Source organism: Azospirillum brasilense (assembly GCF_008365405.1).
Classification (GTDB): Bacteria; Pseudomonadota; Alphaproteobacteria; order Azospirillales; family Azospirillaceae; genus Azospirillum; species Azospirillum brasilense_D.
Window position 1 is genome coordinate 25587 of sequence record NZ_QOKV01000013.1, and the last position, 19587, is coordinate 45173.

19 protein-coding genes are annotated in these 19587 nt (G+C 69.6%); 8 read left to right on the forward strand and 11 right to left on the reverse strand.

Annotated elements, in window-relative coordinates; all coding sequences use genetic code 11:
• Window positions 1–170: 170 nt before the first annotated feature.
• Window positions 171–704 (forward strand): cold-shock protein, encoded by a 534-nt coding sequence (locus DS837_RS33115; RefSeq protein WP_282187579.1) that lies wholly within the window; start codon window positions 171–173, stop codon window positions 702–704.
• 110 nt (window positions 705–814) lie between these two features.
• Window positions 815–1477, forward strand: a complete 663-nt coding sequence (locus DS837_RS19210; RefSeq protein WP_149166236.1) for a chemotaxis protein — start codon at window positions 815–817, stop codon at window positions 1475–1477.
• Between the two features lie 4 nt (window positions 1478–1481).
• Here DS837_RS19210 and DS837_RS19215 read toward each other — a convergent pair whose 3' ends face one another.
• The 8 genes from DS837_RS19215 to bioF form a co-directional block, all read right to left on the reverse strand.
• Complete coding sequence (locus DS837_RS19215) at window positions 1482–2564, reverse strand: serine hydrolase domain-containing protein (RefSeq protein ID WP_149166237.1); 1083 nt, start codon at window positions 2562–2564, stop codon at window positions 1482–1484.
• Between the two features lie 63 nt (window positions 2565–2627).
• Entirely contained in the window at window positions 2628–5321 is a 2694-nt protein-coding gene (gene ppdK / locus DS837_RS19220; RefSeq protein WP_149166238.1) for a pyruvate, phosphate dikinase, read from the reverse strand.
• A 279-nt stretch (window positions 5322–5600) separates the two neighbouring features.
• Window positions 5601–6308 (reverse strand): DUF2270 domain-containing protein, encoded by a 708-nt coding sequence (locus DS837_RS19225; RefSeq protein WP_149166239.1) that lies wholly within the window; start codon window positions 6306–6308, stop codon window positions 5601–5603.
• 54 nt (window positions 6309–6362) lie between these two features.
• A complete protein-coding gene (gene bioB, locus DS837_RS19230) occupies window positions 6363–7361 on the reverse strand; it encodes a biotin synthase BioB (RefSeq protein ID WP_149166240.1) in 999 nt (332 codons plus the stop codon).
• 23 nt (window positions 7362–7384) lie between these two features.
• On the reverse strand, window positions 7385–8689 hold the full coding sequence (gene bioA, locus DS837_RS19235; protein ID WP_149166241.1) for an adenosylmethionine--8-amino-7-oxononanoate transaminase: 1305 nt from the start codon (window positions 8687–8689) through the stop codon (window positions 7385–7387).
• Entirely contained in the window at window positions 8686–10107 is a 1422-nt protein-coding gene (gene bioD, locus DS837_RS19240; protein WP_149166242.1) for a dethiobiotin synthase, read from the reverse strand. The genes bioA and bioD overlap by 4 nt, the downstream gene beginning before the upstream one ends.
• Window positions 10104–10907 carry an alpha/beta fold hydrolase gene (locus DS837_RS19245; RefSeq protein WP_149166243.1) on the reverse strand — a complete coding sequence of 268 codons (804 nt, stop codon included), beginning with the start codon at window positions 10905–10907 and terminating at the stop codon, window positions 10104–10106. Before DS837_RS19245 ends, bioD begins: the two co-directional genes overlap by 4 nt.
• A complete protein-coding gene (bioF, locus tag DS837_RS19250) occupies window positions 10904–12085 on the reverse strand; it encodes an 8-amino-7-oxononanoate synthase (RefSeq protein WP_149166244.1) in 1182 nt (393 codons plus the stop codon). The genes DS837_RS19245 and bioF overlap by 4 nt, the downstream gene beginning before the upstream one ends.
• A gap of 93 nt (window positions 12086–12178) precedes the next feature.
• Between bioF and DS837_RS19255 the strand changes: the two genes are divergently transcribed.
• Together DS837_RS19255 and DS837_RS19260 are read left to right on the forward strand one after the other, a co-directional pair.
• Window positions 12179–12610 (forward strand): GIY-YIG nuclease family protein, encoded by a 432-nt coding sequence (locus DS837_RS19255; RefSeq protein WP_149166245.1) that lies wholly within the window; start codon window positions 12179–12181, stop codon window positions 12608–12610.
• Window positions 12611–12788: 178 nt separating this feature from the next.
• On the forward strand, window positions 12789–13853 hold the full coding sequence (locus tag DS837_RS19260) for a BMP family ABC transporter substrate-binding protein (protein ID WP_247890027.1): 1065 nt from the start codon (window positions 12789–12791) through the stop codon (window positions 13851–13853).
• Between the two features lie 3 nt (window positions 13854–13856).
• On the opposite strand, the gene DS837_RS19265 is transcribed toward DS837_RS19260, so the two are convergent.
• Window positions 13857–14579, reverse strand: a complete 723-nt coding sequence (locus tag DS837_RS19265; protein WP_149166247.1) for an RluA family pseudouridine synthase — start codon at window positions 14577–14579, stop codon at window positions 13857–13859.
• Window positions 14580–14759: 180 nt separating this feature from the next.
• Here DS837_RS19265 and DS837_RS19270 point away from each other — a divergent pair, with 180 nt between their 5' ends.
• From DS837_RS19270 to galU, 3 genes are all read left to right on the forward strand, one after another.
• The gene (locus tag DS837_RS19270; RefSeq protein ID WP_149166248.1) at window positions 14760–15506 is read left to right on the forward strand and encodes a VWA domain-containing protein; all 747 of its coding nucleotides are present in this window, start codon (window positions 14760–14762) and stop codon (window positions 15504–15506) included.
• A 33-nt stretch (window positions 15507–15539) separates the two neighbouring features.
• Window positions 15540–16280 carry a DnaJ domain-containing protein gene (locus DS837_RS32780; protein WP_170295909.1) on the forward strand — a complete coding sequence of 247 codons (741 nt, stop codon included), beginning with the start codon at window positions 15540–15542 and terminating at the stop codon, window positions 16278–16280.
• Between the two features lie 133 nt (window positions 16281–16413).
• On the forward strand, window positions 16414–17283 hold the full coding sequence (gene galU / locus DS837_RS19280) for a UTP--glucose-1-phosphate uridylyltransferase GalU (protein WP_149166250.1): 870 nt from the start codon (window positions 16414–16416) through the stop codon (window positions 17281–17283).
• Window positions 17284–17358: 75 nt separating this feature from the next.
• On the opposite strand, the gene DS837_RS19285 is transcribed toward galU, so the two are convergent.
• Window positions 17359–17967, reverse strand: a complete 609-nt coding sequence (locus tag DS837_RS19285) for a hypothetical protein (RefSeq protein WP_149166251.1) — start codon at window positions 17965–17967, stop codon at window positions 17359–17361.
• Window positions 17964–18524, reverse strand: a complete 561-nt coding sequence (locus DS837_RS19290; protein WP_149166252.1) for a hypothetical protein — start codon at window positions 18522–18524, stop codon at window positions 17964–17966. The genes DS837_RS19285 and DS837_RS19290 overlap by 4 nt, the downstream gene beginning before the upstream one ends.
• A gap of 280 nt (window positions 18525–18804) precedes the next feature.
• Between DS837_RS19290 and DS837_RS19295 the strand changes: the two genes are divergently transcribed.
• Complete coding sequence (locus DS837_RS19295; protein ID WP_149166253.1) at window positions 18805–19557, forward strand: isochorismatase family protein; 753 nt, start codon at window positions 18805–18807, stop codon at window positions 19555–19557.
• Window positions 19558–19587: the final 30 nt, after the last annotated feature.

The following is a 19587-nucleotide window of genomic DNA, read 5'->3' on the forward strand; positions in this document are numbered from 1 at the left end:
CCTGTGACGGGGCCGCCGCCAGAGGCAAACGGCGGATGTGAAGAAAAAATTACGCTGGAAACCCTATTTTCCGTGTGGCTAAATTCATGCTTGGCGGATGATCCGGCGATGCCGGGTGGCGTCGAACCCGATTCACCGCGCTTGGCGCCTCGACCGAAAGGTTCGGACTCGTGTCTACAGCCGATCCGCACTCCAGCGGCGTTCTGGACGCTCCTTTCTCGGGCGAGGGCGTTCAGGTCCGGGTCCTGGTGAAATGGTTCGATCCGGTCAAGGGCTTCGGCTTCGCGGCGCCGCAGGACGGCACGGCTGACGCCTTTCTTCACATCTCCGTTCTGAACCGGGCCGGGCTGCACGAGATCGGCGAGGGGGCCGAGCTTCTGTGCCGGGTGCTTCCGGGTGGCAAAGGGCCGCAGGTGACCGATATCCTGGAGGTGATGAGCACCGGTACCCCCACTGAAGGTCGCAACGCGCACCGCGACGCGGCATCCGGCCCCGAGGAAGAGCTGACGGGCACCGTGAAGTGGTTCAAGCCGGAGCAGGGTTTCGGATTCGTCACGGCGGACGACGGAGCCAAGGACGTCTTCGTCCACAAGAGCGTCCTGCGCCGCTGCAACCTGACCGGATTGGACTCCGGACAGCGGGTGCTGCTGCGGGCGCGCGCCGCGCCGAAGGGGCGGGAGGCGTCCTGGGTCGTTCTGCTGTGACGCAGCCCCCGGGGCCGACCAGGACGGTGGAGCATACGGACTTGTTGTATTTTCTTTAAGTACCACGGGCTACCATCGTCGACGTTTCTGCTCCTTTGAGGCTGACGGTGATGCCTCTGTCCGGACCGCTTCACTTCCAATCCTCCGCTGGATTCGACCGCCGTGGTGCGGAAGGCGACGGGCCGCGCGCGGACGGCAGCTATCTGGACCGCGAGTTCGGGGCCTATGTGGTGCCGGTGGTGCTGGGTCATCACCGGATCTCCGGCCGCGACGACGACATGCTGGTGACCACGCTCGGCTCCTGTGTCGCCGCCTGCGTCAACGATCCGGTGGCTCGGGTCGGCGGCATGAACCATTTCCTGCTGCCCGGCTCCCCATCCGGCGGCGAGGGGTATGGGGTGGCGACCCGCTACGGCAGCGTGGCGATGGAGTGGCTGATCAACGACCTGCTGGAGCGCGGCGCCCGCCGCGAGCGGATGGAGGTCAAGCTGTTCGGGGCGGCCCGCGTCATCGACACCAGCCTGGACGTCGGCGCCGCCAACGCCGCCTTCGCGGTGGATTATGTGCGGCGGGAGGGGCTGGCGCTGGCCGTTCAGGATCTGGGCGGGGACAAGGGGCGGCGCGTCCATTTCTTTCCGGCCACCGGGCGGGCCTTCCGCCGCCTGCTGCGTCCCGAGGCGGAGCGGGAGACGGTGCATCAGGAGATGGACTATCTCCAGGCGCTGCGACGCACCCCGATGGAAGGGGAAATGGAGCTGTTCGAGCGGCGCTGACGGGTCACTCCCGCAGGATTTCCGCGGCTTCCACGGTCATCCATTCCGCCTGGTCGTTGTCCTCGCCATCGGTGAAGAGGGCGACGGTCACCGGCTCCTCCCCCGGCTTGCGGGCTGGGAAGTGATAGGCGCAGGCCGATCCGCCCGGCCCGCCGCCGGTGTGTCCCCAATAGGGGCCGGCCTGCGCGTCGCACTCTACCATCAGGCCGAGGCCGTAGCCCGGCTCCACCCAGGGGCGCCCGCGCATCGTTCCCGGCACCGGGAAGGAGTCCTGCATCCGCGCCGCCAGGGCGTCGGGCAGCAGGCCGTCCGCGAACAGCGCATGGATAAGGCCGGCGATGTCCTCCGCCGTCGCGGCCACCACGCCGTGGGCCACCCAGCCGGGATGGTAGAGGGCGGCCACGTCGGCGGGCGGACCGCCCTTGCCGCCGAGATAGGGGCTGGGGCCGGTCCACAGGCCGGACAGGTCGCCGCGCTCCGTCGGCACCGACCAGCCGGTCAGGCCCAGCGGGCGGAACAGCTCGCGGTCGAGGGCCTGGGCGAAGGGCAGGCCGGTGGCCCGCTCCAGCACGCGCTTCGCCAGCAGATAGCCGATGTTGGAGTATGAGAACTCCCGGCCCGGCGGGGCGAACAGGTCGGCGGCGCGGCAGCGCTCCAGGAAGCCGTCCTCGCTCCACGGCTCTTCGCCCGCTCGCACGGCGGCGTGGTAGGCGGGGCTGCCGCCGTAATTGCGCAGCCCGGCGCGGTGGGCGAGCAGTTGGGCCAGGGTGATCCGGTCGGCCGCCGCGAAGTCCGGCAACCAGCGGTCCAGCGGAGCGTCGAGGTCGATCAGGCCCCGCCCGCACAAGCGCAGCAGGGCGGCGGCGGACAGGGTCTTGGTGATGCTGTAGACGAGGAAGCGGGCGGTGACCGGCGGAGGTGCTGCGCCGCCGCGGGCGATGCCGGCGGTCCAGGAGCGCGGACCCGAATGGACCGCCACCACCGCGGCGCGGGCCGCGGCGGGGCCGTCGCCCTCGTCGAGACAGGCGACGAGGCGGTCGGTCAACAAGTCGATGTGCCGGGTCGGAAGGGCGGCGTCAGTGTCCACGGAACCATCCCTCAAAAAACGAAGGCCCCCAGGGGTGGGGGCCTTCGCGTCGTCGGGTACCGGTCAGTCGCGCTTCACCGTGTCGGCGTCGAGCGCCGCCTGGGCGGCGGCCAGACGGGCGATCGGCACGCGGTAGGGCGAGCAGGACACGTAATCCAGCCCGACCTTCTCGCAGAAGGAGATGGAGGCCGGGTCGCCGCCATGCTCGCCGCAGATGCCGAGCTTGATGTTCGGACGGACCTTGCGGCCGCGCTCCGTGGCGATGGCGATCAGCTCGCCCACGCAGTCCTGGTCCAGCGTCTGGAACGGGTCGTGCTCCAGGATGCCCTGGCGCTGGTACTCCGGCAGGAAGGCGCCGGCGTCGTCGCGCGACAGGCCGAAGGTCGTCTGGGTCAGATCGTTCGTGCCGTAGGAGAAGAACTCCGCCGTCTCGGCGATCTCACCGGCCTTCAGCGCGGCGCGCGGCAGCTCGATCATGGTGCCGACCATGTACTCGAAGGTGACGCCGGTCGAGTCCATGACCTCCTTGGCGACGCGGTCGATGACCGCCTTGAGGATGTCCAGCTCCGTCTTGGTGACGATGAGCGGGATCATGACCTCCGGCATCACCGTCTCGCCCGTGGTCTTGGAGACCTCGGCGACCGCGCTGAAGATGGCGCGGGCCTGCATCTCGTAGATCTCGGGGTAGGTGATGCCGAGGCGGCAGCCGCGATGGCCGAGCATCGGGTTCGCCTCGTGGAGCTGCACCACGCGGTGGTTCACCTTGAGCTGGTCGGTGCCGGTGGCCTTGGCGACCTCCGCCATCTCCGCCTCGGTGTTGGGCAGGAACTCGTGCAGCGGCGGGTCGAGCAGGCGGATGGTCACCGGCAGGCCCGACATGATCGTGAACAGCTCGACGAAGTCCTTCTTCTGGAAGGGCTCCAGCTTGGCCAGAGCGGCGCGGCGGCCGGCCTCGTTCTCGGCCAGGATCATCTCGCGCACCGCCAGGATGCGGTCCGGGTCGAAGAACATGTGCTCGGTGCGCGACAGGCCGATGCCCTCCGCGCCGAACTTCCGCGCGGTGCGGGCGTCCAGCGGGGTTTCCGCGTTGGTGCGGATCTTCATGCGGCGCAGCGAGTCGGCCCAGCCCATCAGCGTGGCGAAGTCGCCCGACAGCTCCGGCTGGATCGTCGGCACCTGGCCCAGCATCACCTCGCCGGTCGAGCCGTCGATGGTGACGATGTCGCCTTCCTTGATGGTGACGCCGCGGACCGACATGATCTTGGACTTGTAGTCCACGCGCAGGTCACCGGCGCCCGACACGCAGGCGCGGCCCATGCCGCGGGCCACCACGGCGGCGTGGCTGGTCATGCCGCCGCGGGTGGTCAGGATGCCGCGGGCGGCGTGCATGCCGTGGATGTCCTCAGGCGAGGTCTCGACGCGGCAGAGGATGACCGCCTCGCCCTGGCCGGCCAGCGTCTCCGCTTCGTCGGCGGTGAAGACGACCTTGCCCGAGGCGGCACCCGGCGACGCCGGCAGGCCCTTGGCGATGACCTTGCGCTCCGCCTTCGGGTCCAGCGTCGGGTGGAGAAGCTGGTCGAGCGAGGCCGGGTCGATGCGGCGCACGGCCTCGGCCTTGTCGATCAGCCCTTCGCTGGCGAGATCGACGGCGATCTTCAGCGCCGCCGGGGCGGTGCGCTTGCCGTTGCGGGTCTGCAGCATGAACAGCTTGTTCTGCTGGACCGTGAACTCGATGTCCTGCATGTCGCGGTAGTGCTTCTCCAGCGTGAGGCGAACCTCGTTCAGCTGGTTGAAGACCTCCGGCATGACCTCTTCCATCGCGGGGAGGTCGGACTTGTTGGCCTCCTTGCCGGCGATGGTCAGGTGCTGCGGCGTGCGGATGCCGGCCACCACGTCCTCGCCCTGGGCGTTGACGAGGTACTCGCCGTAGAAGGCGTTCTCGCCGGTGGACGGGTTGCGGGTGAAGGCCACGCCGGTGGCGCAGTCGTTGCCCATGTTGCCGAACACCATGCACTGCACGTTGACGGCGGTGCCCCAGTCGGCGGGGATGTCGTGCAGCTTGCGGTAGGTGATGGCGCGGGCGTTCATCCACGAGCCGAACACGGCGCCGACGGCGCCCCACAGCTGCTCCTGAACGTCCTGCGGGAAGGGCTTGCCGAGCTCGTGCTCGACGGCCTTCTTGTAGTCCTCGATGACGGCCTGCCAATCGGCGGCGCTCAGGTCGGTGTCGAGGTTGTGGTTCTTGTCGCGCTTGTGGTTGTCCAGAATCTCCTCGAAATGGTGGTGGTCAACGTCCAGCACCACGTTCGAGTACATCTGGATGAAGCGGCGGTAGCTGTCGTAGGCGAATCGGGCGTCGCCCGAGCGCTTGGCGAGGCCGGCGGCGGTCGCGTCGTTCAGCCCGAGATTCAGCACCGTGTCCATCATGCCCGGCATGGAGGCGCGGGCGCCGGAGCGCACCGAGACCAGCAGCGGGTTGGCCGGATCGCCGAAGGTGGCGCCCATGGCCTGCTCCAGCTGCTTGACCGCGGTGTCCACCTGGGCCTTCAGCTCCGGCGGATAGTTGCGGCCGTTGGCATAGAAATAGGTGCAGACCTCGGTTGTGATGGTGAAACCCGGAGGAACCGGGAGGCCCAGATTGGCCATCTCGGCCAGATTGGCTCCCTTACCGCCGAGCAGGTTCTTCATGTCCGCCCGGCCTTCGGTGGCATCGGCACCGAAGCAGTAAACCCACTTGTTCTCGCCCTGGCTCGCCATCGTGAAATCCTCGTTCACCTCTATGGTCGTCCGGCCGTCGGCTGTGCGGGGAACCGGTGAAGATCAGCCCGGCGAACGGGTGTCCTTCTGGTATGACCGCGCAACCGCATCCGATGGAGCCCCTTCTAGCCCCCCGCGGAAGGAGAACACAAGACGATCCGTTGCATAGCGTGAGCGCGACGGTGCTGATCCCATTTATGCCACGGTGCGCGAAAGGGGCAGGCCGGACGGAAAACTACCCCTTATCCCTTGCGCGAAAAGGGAAATCCGTCATGGCCCTCACGGACCGCGGGCAAGATCCAGCACGGCGTCGGTGGCCGGCGGGGGCGGGCGCTCGCGGTCGGCGCCGCGGCGGCTGCGGAAGGTCCGGAAGGCGATGGCCATCCAAGTGCCGTGGAAGGCGAGGCCGCAGAGCAAGACGATCTCCCCCGGCACCGGCCCGATGGTCGCCCGTGCGAACAGCTCGTCCAGGCTCGACAGCGGCACCGGGTGGATCATCAGCTTGCCCAGATAGGCCACCACCTGGATCAGGAAGATCCAACCGTAGTTCCGCCGCAGCCGGCGGCCCACCGCCTCCAGGTAGGTGATGTGCAGGTTGGGGTTCTGGTAGTCCTGGAACAGCGTCTCGTTCCAGCCTCGGGCGAACTGGTCGCCCTGGCCGCGCAGGATGGGGCCGAGGAAATACAGCTCCAGCACATGGGCGCGGATCCGCCAGAAGTCGAAGAAGCGGTAGCGCCGCGCCTCGATGTAGAGGAACACGGCAACCAGAAGCCCCACCAGCACCAGCGGCAGGGGGGAGGCGGTGGCGCTGCTGAAGGTCAGCGACAGGGCGATGCCGGTGGTCACCACCGCCCAGTTGGTGGTGGCGTCCAGCCGGGTCCGCCAGACGGTGCTGCGGTAGATCTCGGCCCTGTAGAGATGCGACAGGGCCGTGACCTCGGCCGAGGTGTAGTGGGTCTTGGGTGCTTTGGCGGCGATGTCGTCCATGCTCGGCGTCCTCCCCCTGGCGATTCTTGCGCAGGGACCGGGGACGCCGGCGCGTCAGTGGGCGCCGCCGTCGGCCTCCAGCCCCAGCCGGTCGAACAGCCGCCGGTCGGCCTCATGCTCCGGATTGCCGGTGGTCAGCAGCTTGTCGCCATAGAAGATGGAGTTCGCGCCCGCGTAGAAACAGAGCGCCTGTCCCTCGTCGCTGAGCGAGCGGCGGCCCGCCGACAGGCGGACGTAGGAGCGCGGCATCAGGATGCGGGCGACCGCGATGGTGCGGATGAACTCGAAGGCGTCCAGCGCGTCGACACCGCCCAGCGGGGTGCCCGCGACCGACACCAGCTTGTTGATCGGCACGCTTTCCGGCTGCGGCGACAGGTTCGCCAGAGTCTCCAGCAGGCCGGCGCGGTCGGTGCGGCTCTCCCCCAGCCCGACGATGCCGCCGGAGCAGACCTTCAGCCCGGCGTCGCGGACGTTGGCCAGCGTGTCCAGCCGGTCGCGGTAGCTGTGGGTGGAGACGATCTGCTCGTAGAACTCCTCCGACGTGTCGAGGTTGTGGTTATAGTAGTCGAGCCCGGCGTCCTTCAGCGCGTCGGCCTGCGGGCGGGTCAGCATGCCCAGCGTCATGCAGGCCTCGAGCCCCATCTCCTTCACGTCGCGGACGATGTTCGCCAGCTTCTCGACGTCGCGGTCCTTCAGCTCCCGCCACGCGGCACCCATGCAGAAGCGTCCGGCGCCCGCCTGCTTGGCCTTCTCCGCGGCGGCGCGCACCTGGGCGCGGTCCAGCAGCTTCTCCGCCTCGACGCCGGTGTCGTACTTCACGCTCTGCGCGCAGTACTTGCAGTCCTCCTGACAGCCGCCGGTCTTGATGTTCAGCAGGGTGGAGAGCTGGACCTTGTTCGGGTCGTGGTGCTGGCGGTGCGTCTCGTGGGCGCGGTGCAGCAGCTCCATGAAGGGCAGCTCGAACAGGGCCAGGATGTCGTCGCGGGTCCAGCGCCGGGCGGCGGTGGCGGCGGTGGTCATGGAATCCGCGGTCTGCATGGCGGTGTCGGGCATGGTCGGTCCTCGGGAAAAGCGAATCAGAGAAGGGTGTCGGCGGCGTCGCGGATCGCGGCGTAGGCGCGGTCCAGCTGCCCGTCCGTCACGCAGTAGGGCGGCAGCAGGTATATCACGGGGCCGAGCGGCCGCAGCAGCAATCCCCGCTCCAGGAAGAAGCGCTTCAGCGTCTGCCCGACCGCGGCGGTGTAGCCCTGCGCGTCGTTCACCTCAATGGCGGCGATGGTGCCCATGACGCGCCCGCGCGACAGCTTCGGGTGGCTGGACAGGTCGGCGATGGCGGCGCGGTGCCGCGTCTCGATGCGAGCGAGGTTGGCGGCGGTCTCCGCCGAGGTGGTCAGCTCCAGCGAGGCCAGTGCGGCGGCGCAGCCCAGCGGGTTGGCGGTGAAGCTGTGGCCGTGGGCGAAGGCCCGGTCGAAGCCGGCGCCGAGGAACGCTTCGTAGATCGAAGCGCCGCAGGCGGTGACCGACAGCGGCAGGAAGCCGCCGGTCAGCCCCTTGGACAGGCAGATCAGGTCCGGTGCCACTCCGGCCTTGTGGCTGGCGAACAGCGCGCCGGTGCGGCCGAAGCCGGTCATCACCTCGTCGAAGATCACCAGCGCGCCGGCCGCCCGCACCCGCGCCGCCATGGCCCGCAGGAACTCCGGGCGGCAGAAGCGCATGCCGGACGCGCCCTGGACCAGCGGTTCGATGATGACGGCGACCAGCTCCGCCCCGTTGGCGGTCAGCCAGCGGTCGAGCCAATCCAGCGCCGCGGCCTCCTTGGCCTCGACCTCCGGGTCGCCGTCCCAGGTGGCGGGGTAGGGCATGCGGTCGACGGCGAACAGCAGCTCGTGGAACGGTTCATAGAATCCGGAGCCGACCCCCGCCGCCATCGCGCCGAAGGTGTCGCCGTGGTAGCTGCCCTCGAAGGCGAGGAAGCGGCGGCGCTGGACCTCGCCCTTGTTGCGCCAGTACTGCCAGGCGAGCTTCAGCGCTACCTCCACCGCGGTCGAGCCGTTGTCGGAGTAGAAGACGCGGTCGAGGCCGCCCGGCAGCACCTCGGCCAGCCGAGCGGCGAGGCGGGCGGCGGGGGAATGGGTGAAATCGGCGAAGATCACCTGCTCCAGCCGGTGCGCCTGCTCCGCGATGGCTCCGGCGATGGCCGGGTGGGCGTGGCCGTGCAGGTTCACCCACCAGGAGGAGATGAGGTCGAGGATCTCCCGCCCGTCCTCGGTGAACAGGCTGACTCCCTTGCCGTGGGTGACGGCCAGCGGCTCCGGCGCGGTCTGCGCCTGGGTGAAGGGATGCCAGACGTGGCGGCGATCCAAGGCGATGGTATCGGTCATGGGAACACGCTGTCGAAGGAAGGAATGAGCGCCGCCGCCTCGGCGACGGTTTCGGCGTCGATTCGGTCGAGCGTTGGAATTTCGGCCAGCACGCGGACCTTGCCGAACCGCTCGATGGCGGCGCGGTTGCCGGGGTTGGGCGGGCCGTTCAGGACCACCCCGACCACCGCCAGCCCGCGCGCCCGCAGCGCCTCCAGGCTGAGCAGCGTGTGGTTGATGGTGCCGAGCGTGCTGCGCGCCACCAGCACCACCGGCAGGCCGAAGCGGGCGATCAGGTCGATGATGAAGACGTCCTCCGTCACCGGCACCAGCAGCCCGCCGGCCCCCTCCACCACCAGCGGGCGGTCGGTGTCGGGCAGGGCCAGGGCATCAGCGTCGATGGCGACGCCTTCCAGCTCCGCCGCGGCGTGCGGGGACAGCGGCTCGGCCAGCGCGTAGGCCGGCGGATGCACGCGGTCCGCGGGCAGGGCGGCGAGGGCGGCCACGGTGGGGGTGTCGCCCGGTTCGTCCTTCAGGCCGGTTTGCAGCGGCTTCCAATAGGCGGCGTCCCAGGCCCGCGCGAGCACGGCGGAGACCAGCGTCTTGCCGACGCCGGTGTCTGTGCCCGTGACGAATACCCCGCGGGGCTGGGCGCCGTCCTTGCGGAACAGGCCGTAGGCGATGTGGTGGGTCATGGTCAGTCCTTCCGGCCGTTCCAGCCGGCGCAGCACGCGGCGCAGGGCGCCCGGCGGCAGGGGGCGGCGGCCCTCCGCCGGCAGATGGGCGCCGATGCCCTTCAGTTCGGCCAGGAACTCCAGACCGTCGGCATGACGGCGGAGCAGCCGCTCTTCCTCCACCGCTCCGCGGCCCCCGGCGGGCCACAGCCGGTCGAGGGCGTGGCGGGTGGGGTAGGCGGGCACCCCGGCCTCAAGCCCCAGCGCGTGGTGGGCCTCCCGCCACTCCCGGAAACTGTCGGCGGCGAGCGTGGCGACGGCGATGCGCCCGCCCGGCGCCAGCATTTCCGACCAGCGCGTCAGGGCGGCTGCGGGGTTGCGGAACCATTGCAGGGCGAGACTTGAGACGATCAGGTCGAAGGGCAGGTCGAAGGGGCCGTCGAGGTCCGGCTGTTCCCCGTCCATGATCCGGAACGCGGAATCGGTCGGGTCGCCCAGCGCGGCGCGGCAGCGCGCCAGCATGTCCGGCGACAGGTCGGTGAGCAGCCAGTCCGCCGGCCCGATCCGCTCGCGCAGGGCGCGGCTGAGGAAGCCGGTGCCGCAGCCGATTTCCAGCACGCGGGGGCGGGGCGGCAGGGGGAGGTGGGCGACGCGCTCCGCCAGACGTTCCGCCGCGATGCGCTGCACGGCGGCGTGCTCCTCGTAGCGGGAGGCGGCCTTGCCGAAGGCGGCGGCGATGGCGGCCTTGCGCGGGTCGGCGGTCATGCCGTCAGTCCGGCGGCGAAGGCGGCGATCCGCTCGGCGCACCAGCCCGGCGCGGTCAGCGGCAGCAGATGCCCGCCCTCGTAGTGCCATTCGACCGAAATCCGACGGCATCCACCATTCCCTCTCCCCCCTGGGGAGAGGGTTAGGGTGAGGGGGTTGCGCAATGCCTGATCGTCCGGTTCCCCGAGAACCCCCTCACCCGGCGCCTTCGGCGCCACCCTCTCCCCAGAAGGGAGAGGGGTAAGATGGCCGCGAAACGCCTGTTCGGTCATGGCTGGCGGCACGATGGGGTCCTGCGTCCCCGCCAGGGCCAGCGCCGGGCCGGTGAGCGCATCGCGGGCGTCCCAGTCGCGCAGCGCCCGCAACGCCTCGCCCAGCCGGGCCGCATCCAGCCCCTCAGGCAGCGGGGCCTCGGCGCCGCAGCGGCGCAGGAAGTCCGCGGTCACCGCCTCCGGCGCGGTGTCGAAGCGCGCGATCATGCGGTCCAACACACGGCGCGGCGTGGCAGGGGCGAAGCCGTCGCCCTCGGTGAAGCGGGGGAAGCCGTTGACCAGCACCAGCCCGTCCCAGGCGAAGGGCCGCTCGTGCAGCAGCCACAGCCCTCCGAAGGAATGGCCGACTGCGATGACGGGGCGTCCGGCGGGAAGGGCGGAAAGCGACGGCGGGCCGTAGAAGCCGAGATCCACCGCCACGCTTTCCCCCTCTGGAATGGCCTCCCGCACAGCGTCCCAGACGGCGGGGCCGAACCCCCAGCCATGGACGAAGACGAGCAGCGGCGCAGTCATTGCCCGCTGGGTCATCGCGGGCTCCAGGCGTCGGCCACCGCGTCCATCAGCGTCTCCAGGTCGGCGTCCGTGTGGGCGGCGGAGAGGGCGAAGCGCAGGCGGCTGGTGCCCGGCGGCACGGTCGGCGGGCGGATGGCGATGCCCAGGATGCCGCTCTCCTCCAGCCGCCGGCTGAGCGCCAGGGCGTCCTCCTCCGCTCCGGTGATGGCCGGGACGATCTGCGTGCTCGATCCCGCCGTGGCGATGCCCAGCCCGTGGAAGGCGGCGCGCAGCCGCTCGGCCATGGCCTGGAGCCGGGCGCGCTCGGCGTCCAGCGTCGGCACGAGGTCGAGCGCCGCATCCATCGCCCCCAGCACGGCGGGCGGCAGGGCGGTGGCGTAGATCAGACCGCCGCAGCGGTTCACCAGATAGTCGCAGAGTGCCCTCGACCCCGCCACATAGGCGCCGAAGCCGCCCAGCGCCTTGCTGAAGGTCCCCATGGCGAGGTCGATGCGCCCCTCGCCCAGCGCCGCCAGTCCCATGCCGCGCGGGCCGAGCACGCCGGTCGCGTGCGCCTCGTCGAGGAACAGGAAGGCGCCGTGCCGCTCCGCCAGGGCGGCCAGCGCCGGCACGTCGGCGCGGTCGCCGTCCATGCTGAAGACGCTCTCCGTCACGATGAAGCGCGTGCCCGGCTCCCCCGCGCGCTGGACCAGCAAGGTTTCCAGATGATCGAGGTCGTTGTGGCGGAAGCGGATCTGCCGCACCCCGGCGGCGGCGCAGCCATGGTGCAGGCTGGCGTGGTTCAGCCGGTCGGTGAAGACCAGCGCGTCGCCGCCCAGAAGCTCGCGGTCGAACAGGGCGGGCAGGACCGCGGCGTTGGCCTGCCAGCCGGAATTGAACAGCAGCGCCGCCTCCGTCCCCTTCAGCCGGGCGAGCTTCGCCTCGACCTCCGCGTGAAGCTCCAGCGTGCCGCAGACGAGGCGCGACGCCGTGGCCCCCGCCCCCCAGCGCCGCGTCCAGTCGCCGGCGCGCTCCACCAGCAGGGGGTGGGAGGCGAGGCCGAGATAGTCGTTGCTGGAGAAGTTCAGCAGCGTCCGCCCGCCGCGCCGGATGCGCCCCGCCCCCTCCGGGCGCACGGGCAGCAGATGGCGGCGCGCGTGGCGCCGGTCGAGGCGGTCGAGATGCTGGCGGAACAGCGGGTCGAGCAGGGACATGATGCGGGCGTGATAGCAGAGCGCGCCGCTGGGGTGAAAGGTCCGATTAGCACAGGTGCCCCGACGCTTCGGCAGCGGTAGACTGGCGCGGCCATGCTGTCCGATCCTCAATTCCACGAACGCCCCGACACCCTGCCGTCCGAGCCCGGCGCCTATGCGCTGCTGATCGTCCTGGAGCAGGAACTGCCCTTTCGCTTGCCCGGCAAGCCGGAGCGCGTGCTGGCGCCGGGCCGTTACCTCTATTGCGGCAGCGCGCGAGGCCCGGGTGGCCTGCGGGCGCGGGTCGGGCGCCATTTCCGCCGGGACAAGCCGGAGCGCTGGCACATCGACCGGCTGACCGTGGCGGGCCGGATGCTCGGCGCCTGGATCGTGCCCGGAGGCGACGAATGCGCCCTGGTGGCGACGCTGTCCGGCCTGCCGGTGCCGATCCCCGGCTTCGGCAGCAGCGATTGCCGCCGCTGCGCCAGCCATCTGCTGCATTGGCCGGATGGAATGCCGATTCCATTTCTAAGGCCGCCCCTTTAAAGGCTACAGGAGGGCTCCGGAATGGGAATTGAGGCGAATTGCTTGGTTTGACCGCCTTCCGGAGGTTATAGTCCCCCGTCATCGGGAGGCGGGCATGAAGACATTGATCCCTAACCGCCGGGTCCATAACCGCCGGGACGTCCTCCGGGCTTTCGGAGGCGCCTTCGGGGCCGCGGCCATGCTTCCGACGGCGTCCCAGGCGTTTGGGCAATCGGCATCCTCGGCACCGTCCGCCCTTGGTGTCGGCGTCCTCTATTGCGGCGACCGCGCGGATTTCGGCTTTAACCAGGCCCATGCGGAGGCCGCCCGCGCCTTGACCGGCCTGCCCGGCCTGCGGCTGGAGGAGCGTGAGCACGCCGCCGGCACGCTGGCCGCCACGGCGGAGGAACTGGTCGGTCCCCAGAACTGCCGGGTCGTCATCGTCACCGCCGCGGGCGACGCGCTGCCGGGGCTGCTGGCCCAGGCCGACGCCCACCGCGACACGGTGTTCCTGTTTTCCGGCGCGCCGCTGGACCGCGACCGCCTGCCGATCAACACCGGCTTCTTCGAAGGCTATCTCGACGAGGCGCAGCACATCTCCGGTCTTGTCGCCGGCTACGCCAGCCGTGCCAAAACAATCGGCCTCGTCGCCTCCCACCCCGCGCCGGACGTGCTGCGCTGCGTGAACGCCTTTGCGCTGGGCACCCGGCGCGCCGATTCCGCAGCCGCGCTGCGCGTCGCCTTCGTCGGCGAGACGGCGACGCCGCGGCAGGTCGCGGAGGCTGCCCGCGCGCTGGCCGATGGCGGGGCCGACGTGCTGGCCGCCCAGCTCGACGGAGCGCGCCCGGTCTGCGAGGTGGCGGAGGCGCACGGCATCCTGTGCTGCGGCCTGCACACCGACCTGTCGGCCTTCGCGCCGCAGGGCTTCCTGACCGGGGCCGAATGGGCCTGGGAGAAGGCCTATGCCGAGACCGTCGCGCTGATCGCCGCAGGAAAGCCGTGGAAGCATCTGCGCCAGGGCGGCTTCGACCAGGGTTTCGTGCGCAACACCGCCTACGGCCCGGCGGTGGGGGTGGAGGCGCGGGCCCACGCCGACGCGGCGCGGATGCAGCTCGCCAACGGCAACGCCGCCGTCTTCCGCGGGCCGATCCAGGACAACACCGGACGGACGGTGGTCGGCAAGGGCAAGGCCCTGCGTGGCGGCGACGCGGAGCTTGGCCGCATGGTCTGGCTGGCCGACGGCGTCACCGAGGTCGGGCGCTGACTGTTACGTCCCGCTTTGTTCCGTCCAGCCGCAGGCGGTCAGCGCGTCCCGCATGTGCGGTGGGGGCGGCGCCACGGCGGTGACCGGCTCGCGGTCGAAGGCCATGGTGAAGGTGACCGACCGCGCCAGCAGATGCAGGTTCCCCGGCGGCACACGCACCGGGCCGTAGTATGGCTCCCCGACCAGTGGGCAGCCGATGGCCGCGCTGTGGACGCGCAGCTGGTGGGTGCGCCCGGTCCGTGGCCTCAGTTCCAGCCACGCCCGCCCGTTGCCGGTTCCCAGCACCCTATATTGGGTGACGGCGGGCTGGCCGGTGGGGTGCGTCACGATGTTCCAGGCGCCGGGGATCAGCAGTTTCAGCAGCGGGAAGTCGATGACCCCCTCCGCCTCCTCCGGGATGCCCTCGCTGACCGCCCAGTAGGACTTCTCGACATGGCCGGCGGCGAACATGTCGCCCAGCCGCTTCAACGCCCAGAGCGATCGCCCGAGCACGAGGCAACCCGCCGTGTCGCGGTCCAGCCGGTGGGCCAGCCGCGGCGGCGTGCCGTCCCCCTCCGCCCCCCCTTCCGCCAGGAAGGGCAGATAGAGGTCGAGATGATCGGTGATCCGCCCGGCCTTGTGCACGGCCAGCCCGGCGGGCTTGTCGATGATGAAGACGTCCGCGTCCTCGTGCAGGATTCGGGCGCGCAGCGTGGCGGGGGTGAAGGTGGTACCGGCGTCGCTCATGGGCGCCACCCAAGCACGGCGCGGGGGGAGGGGCAAGCCCGCCGGCGGTTTCGCGCCGCGGAACCACAGCGGCGCACGGTCTGTTGCCCAACAAGCGGCGCTGTGGACACGTCTGGACCTACGCCGCCGCGCCGCCCATCTTTACGGAATGACGAGTCACCGCGCGAAGGGATACGGGCGATGGGTGAACGCGACAATCTGCCGGCGCAGCAGCGATCCACCCAGACCGAGGTGGACGACTTCCTGAGCCGTGTGGCGGCCCTTCCTCGGGCAACGGGGGGGCCGCGCGGGCGTCTGATGTTCGCCATGGACGCCACGGCCAGCCGCGAGCCGACCTGGGACCGCGCCTGCCAGATCCAAGGGGAGATGTTCCAGGCGACCTCCGCGCTGGGCGGGCTGGACATCCAGCTCGTCTATTACCGTGGATTCCGCGAATGCCAAGCCAGCCCCTGGGTCGGCAACGCGCAGGACCTGTTGCGGCGAATGACCGCGGTGTCCTGCATGGCCGGCCAGACCCAGATCGCCCGCGTGCTGGGGCACTGCATCAAGCAGACGCGGGACCGCAAGGTCAACGCGCTGGTCTTCGTCGGCGACTGCATGGAGGAGGACGTCGATCAGCTTGCCCATCAGGCGGGCCAATTGGGGCTGCTGGGCGTCCCGGTCTTCATCTTCCACGAGCGCGGGGATCTGATCGCCAAACGTGCCTTCCAGACCATCGCGCGGCTGAGCGGCGGCGCCTATTGCCCGTTCGACGGCTCGTCCGCCCAGCAATTGCGGGACCTGTTGAGCGCGGTCGCCGTCTACGCGGCGGGCGGCCGGGCGGCTTTGGAGCATTACAGCCGCGGGCGGGGCGACGCGGTGCGGCTTCTCACCAGCCAACTCGGGAGCGGTCAGGGGGGACGCGGGGGGCAAAGCCATGCATCATAGGGCAGGATTCGGCTAGAGATGGGACAGAGCGGGATGTTTGGGTTTTTTCTCCTGGGCATCGCGCTGGTGGCCGGCCTCGCCATGCTGGCCCGCGTCTTCGTGTCCGCGGACCCGCGGACGCTGGCCACGGCGGTGCGCTATGGCGGCATCGCGCTGGCGGCCGTGACGGTCGTCGTCCTGACCCTGACCGGGCGGCTGGGCACCGCCATGATGCTGGGCGCCTTGGCCTTTCCGCTGCTGACGCGCTGGCGGACGCTGCGCGACGTCTTCCGCCCGTCGTCCTACGGGGCTTCTGCGGGCGGCGGGCAGACCTCGCAGATCGAGACCCTCTATCTGCGGATGACGTTGCAGCACGACACCGGCGCGATGGCGGGGGAGGTGCTGCACGGGCCGTGGCGCGGGCGGACGCTGGAGTCGCTGACGCTGGGGCAACTGCTGGCGCTGCTGGAGGATTGCCGGCGCGACGATCCGCAATCAGCCTCCGTGCTGGAAGCGTGGCTGGACCGTGCCCATCCCAGCTGGCAGACCACCGAAGAACAATCCGTTGGAGGTGCGAACAATTCCGGGTCAAAGGACAGTGGTGGCCGCCGCGCCGGCGGTTCTATGACCCGCGACGAGGCCTATGATATTTTGGGGTTGTCGCCCGGAGCCACACCCGAACAGGTAAAGGACGCTCACCGACGGCTGATGATGAAAGTGCACCCAGATCATGGGGGGTCCACCTATTTGGCAGCCAAGATCAACCAAGCGAAGGATTTGCTGCTGCGCAACTAACCTTTTGCCGGGTTACGGAAGGGGAGTTGCGCCACCGAATTCTCTGTGGCAGAAAGCTGGACGAGCGTTTTGCAAACCTGCGAATCGTCTCCATATTCGAAGTATTTCCGCAAGCAACCACAAGAGAACCCCAATGCGAAAGCCTGTGCGCAAGGTGGTGTTCCCCGTCGCCGGTCTCGGTACGCGCTTTCTGCCGGCCACCAAGGCGATTCCGAAGGAAATGCTGCCTTTGGTCGACCGGCCTCTGCTTCAGCATGCCGTGGAAGAGGCGCGGGCCGCCGGCATCGAGGATTTCGTGTTCGTCACGGGCCGCAGCAAGCGCGCCATCGAAGACCATTTCGACACCGACACGGAACTGAACCGCACCCTTGAGGAGCGCGGCAAGCAGGATGCCCTCGATGTGGTGCGCCACAGCGAGATCGCGCCGGGCCGCTGCTTCTACACGCGCCAGCAGGTCCCGCTGGGCCTCGGCCACGCGGTGTGGTGTGCGCGGGCGGTGATCGGCAACGACCCCTTCGCCATCGTCCTGCCCGACGACTTCGTCCAGGGCGACACCCCCTGCCTGAAGCAGATGGTCGACGCCTACAACGAGGTGGGCGGCAACATTGTCGCCGTCGTGGACGTCCCGCGCGAGCGGACCAGCAGCTACGGCATCCTGGACGTGGAGAAGGACGACGGCCGTCTGGCCACCGTGCGCGGCCTCGTCGAGAAGCCGAAGCCGGAAGAGGCGCCCTCCACCCTGTCGATCATCGGCCGCTACATCCTGCAGCCGGAGGTGTTCGACCATTTGGAGAAGCAGCAGCGTGGCGCCGGCAACGAGATCCAGCTCACCGACGCGATGGCCAAGCTGATCGGCGCCCAGCCCTTCCACGGTCTGCGCTTCGAAGGCACCCGCTACGACTGCGGCGACAAGGTCGGCTTCATCGAAGCCACGCTGGCCCACGCGCTGAAGCGTCCGGACATGGCGGACAAGGTCCGCGAGATGCTGCGCAAATACTGCTGACGCGGATGGTCCGCGGGGAGGGCGGTGCCTTTTCCCGCGGGCCAGTCGTCTTCCGCCGGGCCGTCGGTGTCTGTGTCAACGGCCGCCGGCGGCTCGGCGGGGAGGCCGCGCGGCTTCCTCCGGCGGGGCGGAGCGGCGGAAGGTGCTGAGTTCGGGGATGCGGTTCACCGACAGGCCGGCAACCCGGCAGGGCACCACCTCCAACACCTGGAATCCGGCCTTGCGCGGGTAGCGGGCGCTGACGCGTTCGCGCACCTCCCGTTCCGTTTCGGCGGTCAGCAGACAGCGGCGGATGCCCACCCAGCCGCGTTGCCCGGTCATCACGGTGGCTTCGCTCGGCAAGTGACGCACCGCGGCTTCCCAGAACCGGCCCGGACGAGGCTCGGAGCGGTCAAACACGTGATAGCGCACGATCGGCGCCGCCTGCCTCGCCTCCAGCTCGTTCAGGGCGGCCTGCATGTCCTGTTCGGCCTTCAGGGCGCGTTTCTCGGCCTCGGCGTGCTTTTGGGTGACCTGGGAATAGGCGGTGGCGATGTCCTCCACGTCCTTCCCAACCTCCTCCATCTTCTCGCGGATGCGCAACTGGGCCTGCCGCAGACCTTCCAGTTGCCGCCGCCAATAGCGGTTGGACAGCACCGTCAGCACCATCAGCCCAAGGCTGAGATAGAGCATCATCCCGGTCATGCCGCCGCTCCTTCCGCGTCGGGGTCGGGCGCCTGGGCGAGCGGAACGACCAGGGTCGGCAGGACGCCGTTCTTCACGGTGAAGGAGACGCGCGCCATCGCCGCCGCCTGATCGACGGAATAGGTCCAGACATGGGCGACGTTGGGGTAGCTCCAGATCTGGCGGGCGAAGATCACGTCACGCCGTTCGATGGCGGGGAATTCGTCCTGCACGGTCAGCCGGGCCCAGAAACAACCGGCCTCCTCGCCGTCGCCCAGCTCATGGACGAACTCCACCTTGGTGAGTTCCAGCGCCCTGAGCTCCGACAGCGCCTTCTGCCGGCGCCCGTTGCATTCGGTGGTGCGGGCCTGAAAGGCGGTCATTTCCTCCCGCCGCTGCTCCAGCTTGCGGGTCCATTCGCCCAGCGCCGTCTTCTTCCGGTCGTGCTGGCGCATCATCATGGTCTGGCGCGCCTTCTCCGACGTGATCTGCCCGACGTCGATGACGATGGACAGGCCGAGCGCCGCGGCGCTGGTGACCAGCAGAAGCATGCCCAGGAACTCGGCCGATAGAACCATTGGTGTACCTTCTGGTTGCGGCAGAAGCTTCGCGTCTCCTTTATTGAGGACCGGGTTTCACGGCTTGGCATTGCGGTATTCCGTCGCATGGCACGCCGGATGCAGACAGGAATATGTCCTGCGGTTGCAACAACCGGTCGACCGACCTGGATTCCATTGATCTTTTCTGACCCATGCGCAAGCGTTCGGCCACAATGTCGCAGCGCTTGGACACAGTCCTGAAATGTTGCCCCCGTCCGGTAACAGGACGGTCATTTCCGCCATTCGAAAGGGAGGACCCATGCTGGACCTGTTGACTCGCAGCGACGAGGCGCTGGACATCATCCGCCGCACGTTCCCGGTGGCGCTCGGCGACTACGCGATGCCCGCCGGGGGCACCGGGCTGGTGATCATCGACGAGGTAAAGGGATTCGCCGCCGTCGGTTGCGGTCCGCTCGCCCCGGCGGCGCCGAACGCCCAGGTCGACCGCATGATCGCCGAGACGGACCGCTTGGCCCGCCGCTTCGCCGGTGCCGGCTGGCCGATCTGCGTCTCGCTGGACCGCCACGCCCCGGACAAGCCGGAGCCGCCCTACCTTCCGCATTGCCTGGTCGGCACCGGCCATGACGAGCTGGTGTCCGAGCTGGCCTGGCTCGAGTCGGAGCCGTCGGCGACCCTGATCGCCAAGGACTGCATCAATTTCTTCATCGGCGCGACGGAAACGGACGGCGCGGGAAAGGCGGGGCGCAACCGGCTGGTGGACTGGGTCAACGGCAACCGGCTGGTGTCGGTCGTCACAGTGGGCATCTGCACCGATGTGTGCGTGATGGACTTTGTCCTGACCCTGCTGTCCGCGCGCAACCACGGCATGATGCCGACGCTGAAGGACGTGGTCGTTTATGAGCCGGGCTGCGCCACCTACGACCTGCCGGGGGAAACGGCGCAGGACCTCGGCCTTCCGGAGACGGCGGCCCACCCGCAGGAGCCGGCGCACCACATGGGCCTCTACATGATGGCGTCGCGCGGCGCGTTGCTGGCCGACACGCTGCGCTGAGACGCGCCGGATCAGGGCTTTCGCTTTTTT

Excerpts from the sequence above, each read along its gene's own strand:
- DS837_RS19210 (WP_149166236.1), top strand. The coding sequence starts at position 815 with ATGCCTCTGTCCGGACCGCTTCACTTCCAATCCTCCGCTGGATTCGAC.
- ppdK (WP_149166238.1), bottom strand. The coding sequence starts at position 5,321 with ATGGCGAGCCAGGGCGAGAACAAGTGGGTTTACTGCTTCGGTGCCGAT.
- DS837_RS19225 (WP_149166239.1), bottom strand. The coding sequence starts at position 6,308 with ATGGACGACATCGCCGCCAAAGCACCCAAGACCCACTACACCTCGGCC.
- bioB (WP_149166240.1), bottom strand. The coding sequence starts at position 7,361 with ATGCCCGACACCGCCATGCAGACCGCGGATTCCATGACCACCGCCGCC.
- bioA (WP_149166241.1), bottom strand. The coding sequence starts at position 8,689 with ATGACCGATACCATCGCCTTGGATCGCCGCCACGTCTGGCATCCCTTC.
- bioD (WP_149166242.1), bottom strand. The coding sequence starts at position 10,107 with ATGACCGCCGACCCGCGCAAGGCCGCCATCGCCGCCGCCTTCGGCAAG.
- DS837_RS19245 (WP_149166243.1), bottom strand. The coding sequence starts at position 10,907 with ATGACCCAGCGGGCAATGACTGCGCCGCTGCTCGTCTTCGTCCATGGC.
- bioF (WP_149166244.1), bottom strand. The coding sequence starts at position 12,085 with ATGTCCCTGCTCGACCCGCTGTTCCGCCAGCATCTCGACCGCCTCGAC.
- DS837_RS19255 (WP_149166245.1), top strand. The coding sequence starts at position 12,179 with ATGCTGTCCGATCCTCAATTCCACGAACGCCCCGACACCCTGCCGTCC.
- DS837_RS19260 (WP_247890027.1), top strand. The coding sequence starts at position 12,789 with ATGCTTCCGACGGCGTCCCAGGCGTTTGGGCAATCGGCATCCTCGGCA.
- DS837_RS19265 (WP_149166247.1), bottom strand. The coding sequence starts at position 14,579 with ATGAGCGACGCCGGTACCACCTTCACCCCCGCCACGCTGCGCGCCCGA.
- DS837_RS19270 (WP_149166248.1), top strand. The coding sequence starts at position 14,760 with ATGGGTGAACGCGACAATCTGCCGGCGCAGCAGCGATCCACCCAGACC.
- DS837_RS32780 (WP_170295909.1), top strand. The coding sequence starts at position 15,540 with ATGTTTGGGTTTTTTCTCCTGGGCATCGCGCTGGTGGCCGGCCTCGCC.
- galU (WP_149166250.1), top strand. The coding sequence starts at position 16,414 with ATGCGAAAGCCTGTGCGCAAGGTGGTGTTCCCCGTCGCCGGTCTCGGT.
- DS837_RS19285 (WP_149166251.1), bottom strand. The coding sequence starts at position 17,967 with ATGACCGGGATGATGCTCTATCTCAGCCTTGGGCTGATGGTGCTGACG.
- DS837_RS19290 (WP_149166252.1), bottom strand. The coding sequence starts at position 18,524 with ATGGTTCTATCGGCCGAGTTCCTGGGCATGCTTCTGCTGGTCACCAGC.
- DS837_RS19295 (WP_149166253.1), top strand. The coding sequence starts at position 18,805 with ATGCTGGACCTGTTGACTCGCAGCGACGAGGCGCTGGACATCATCCGC.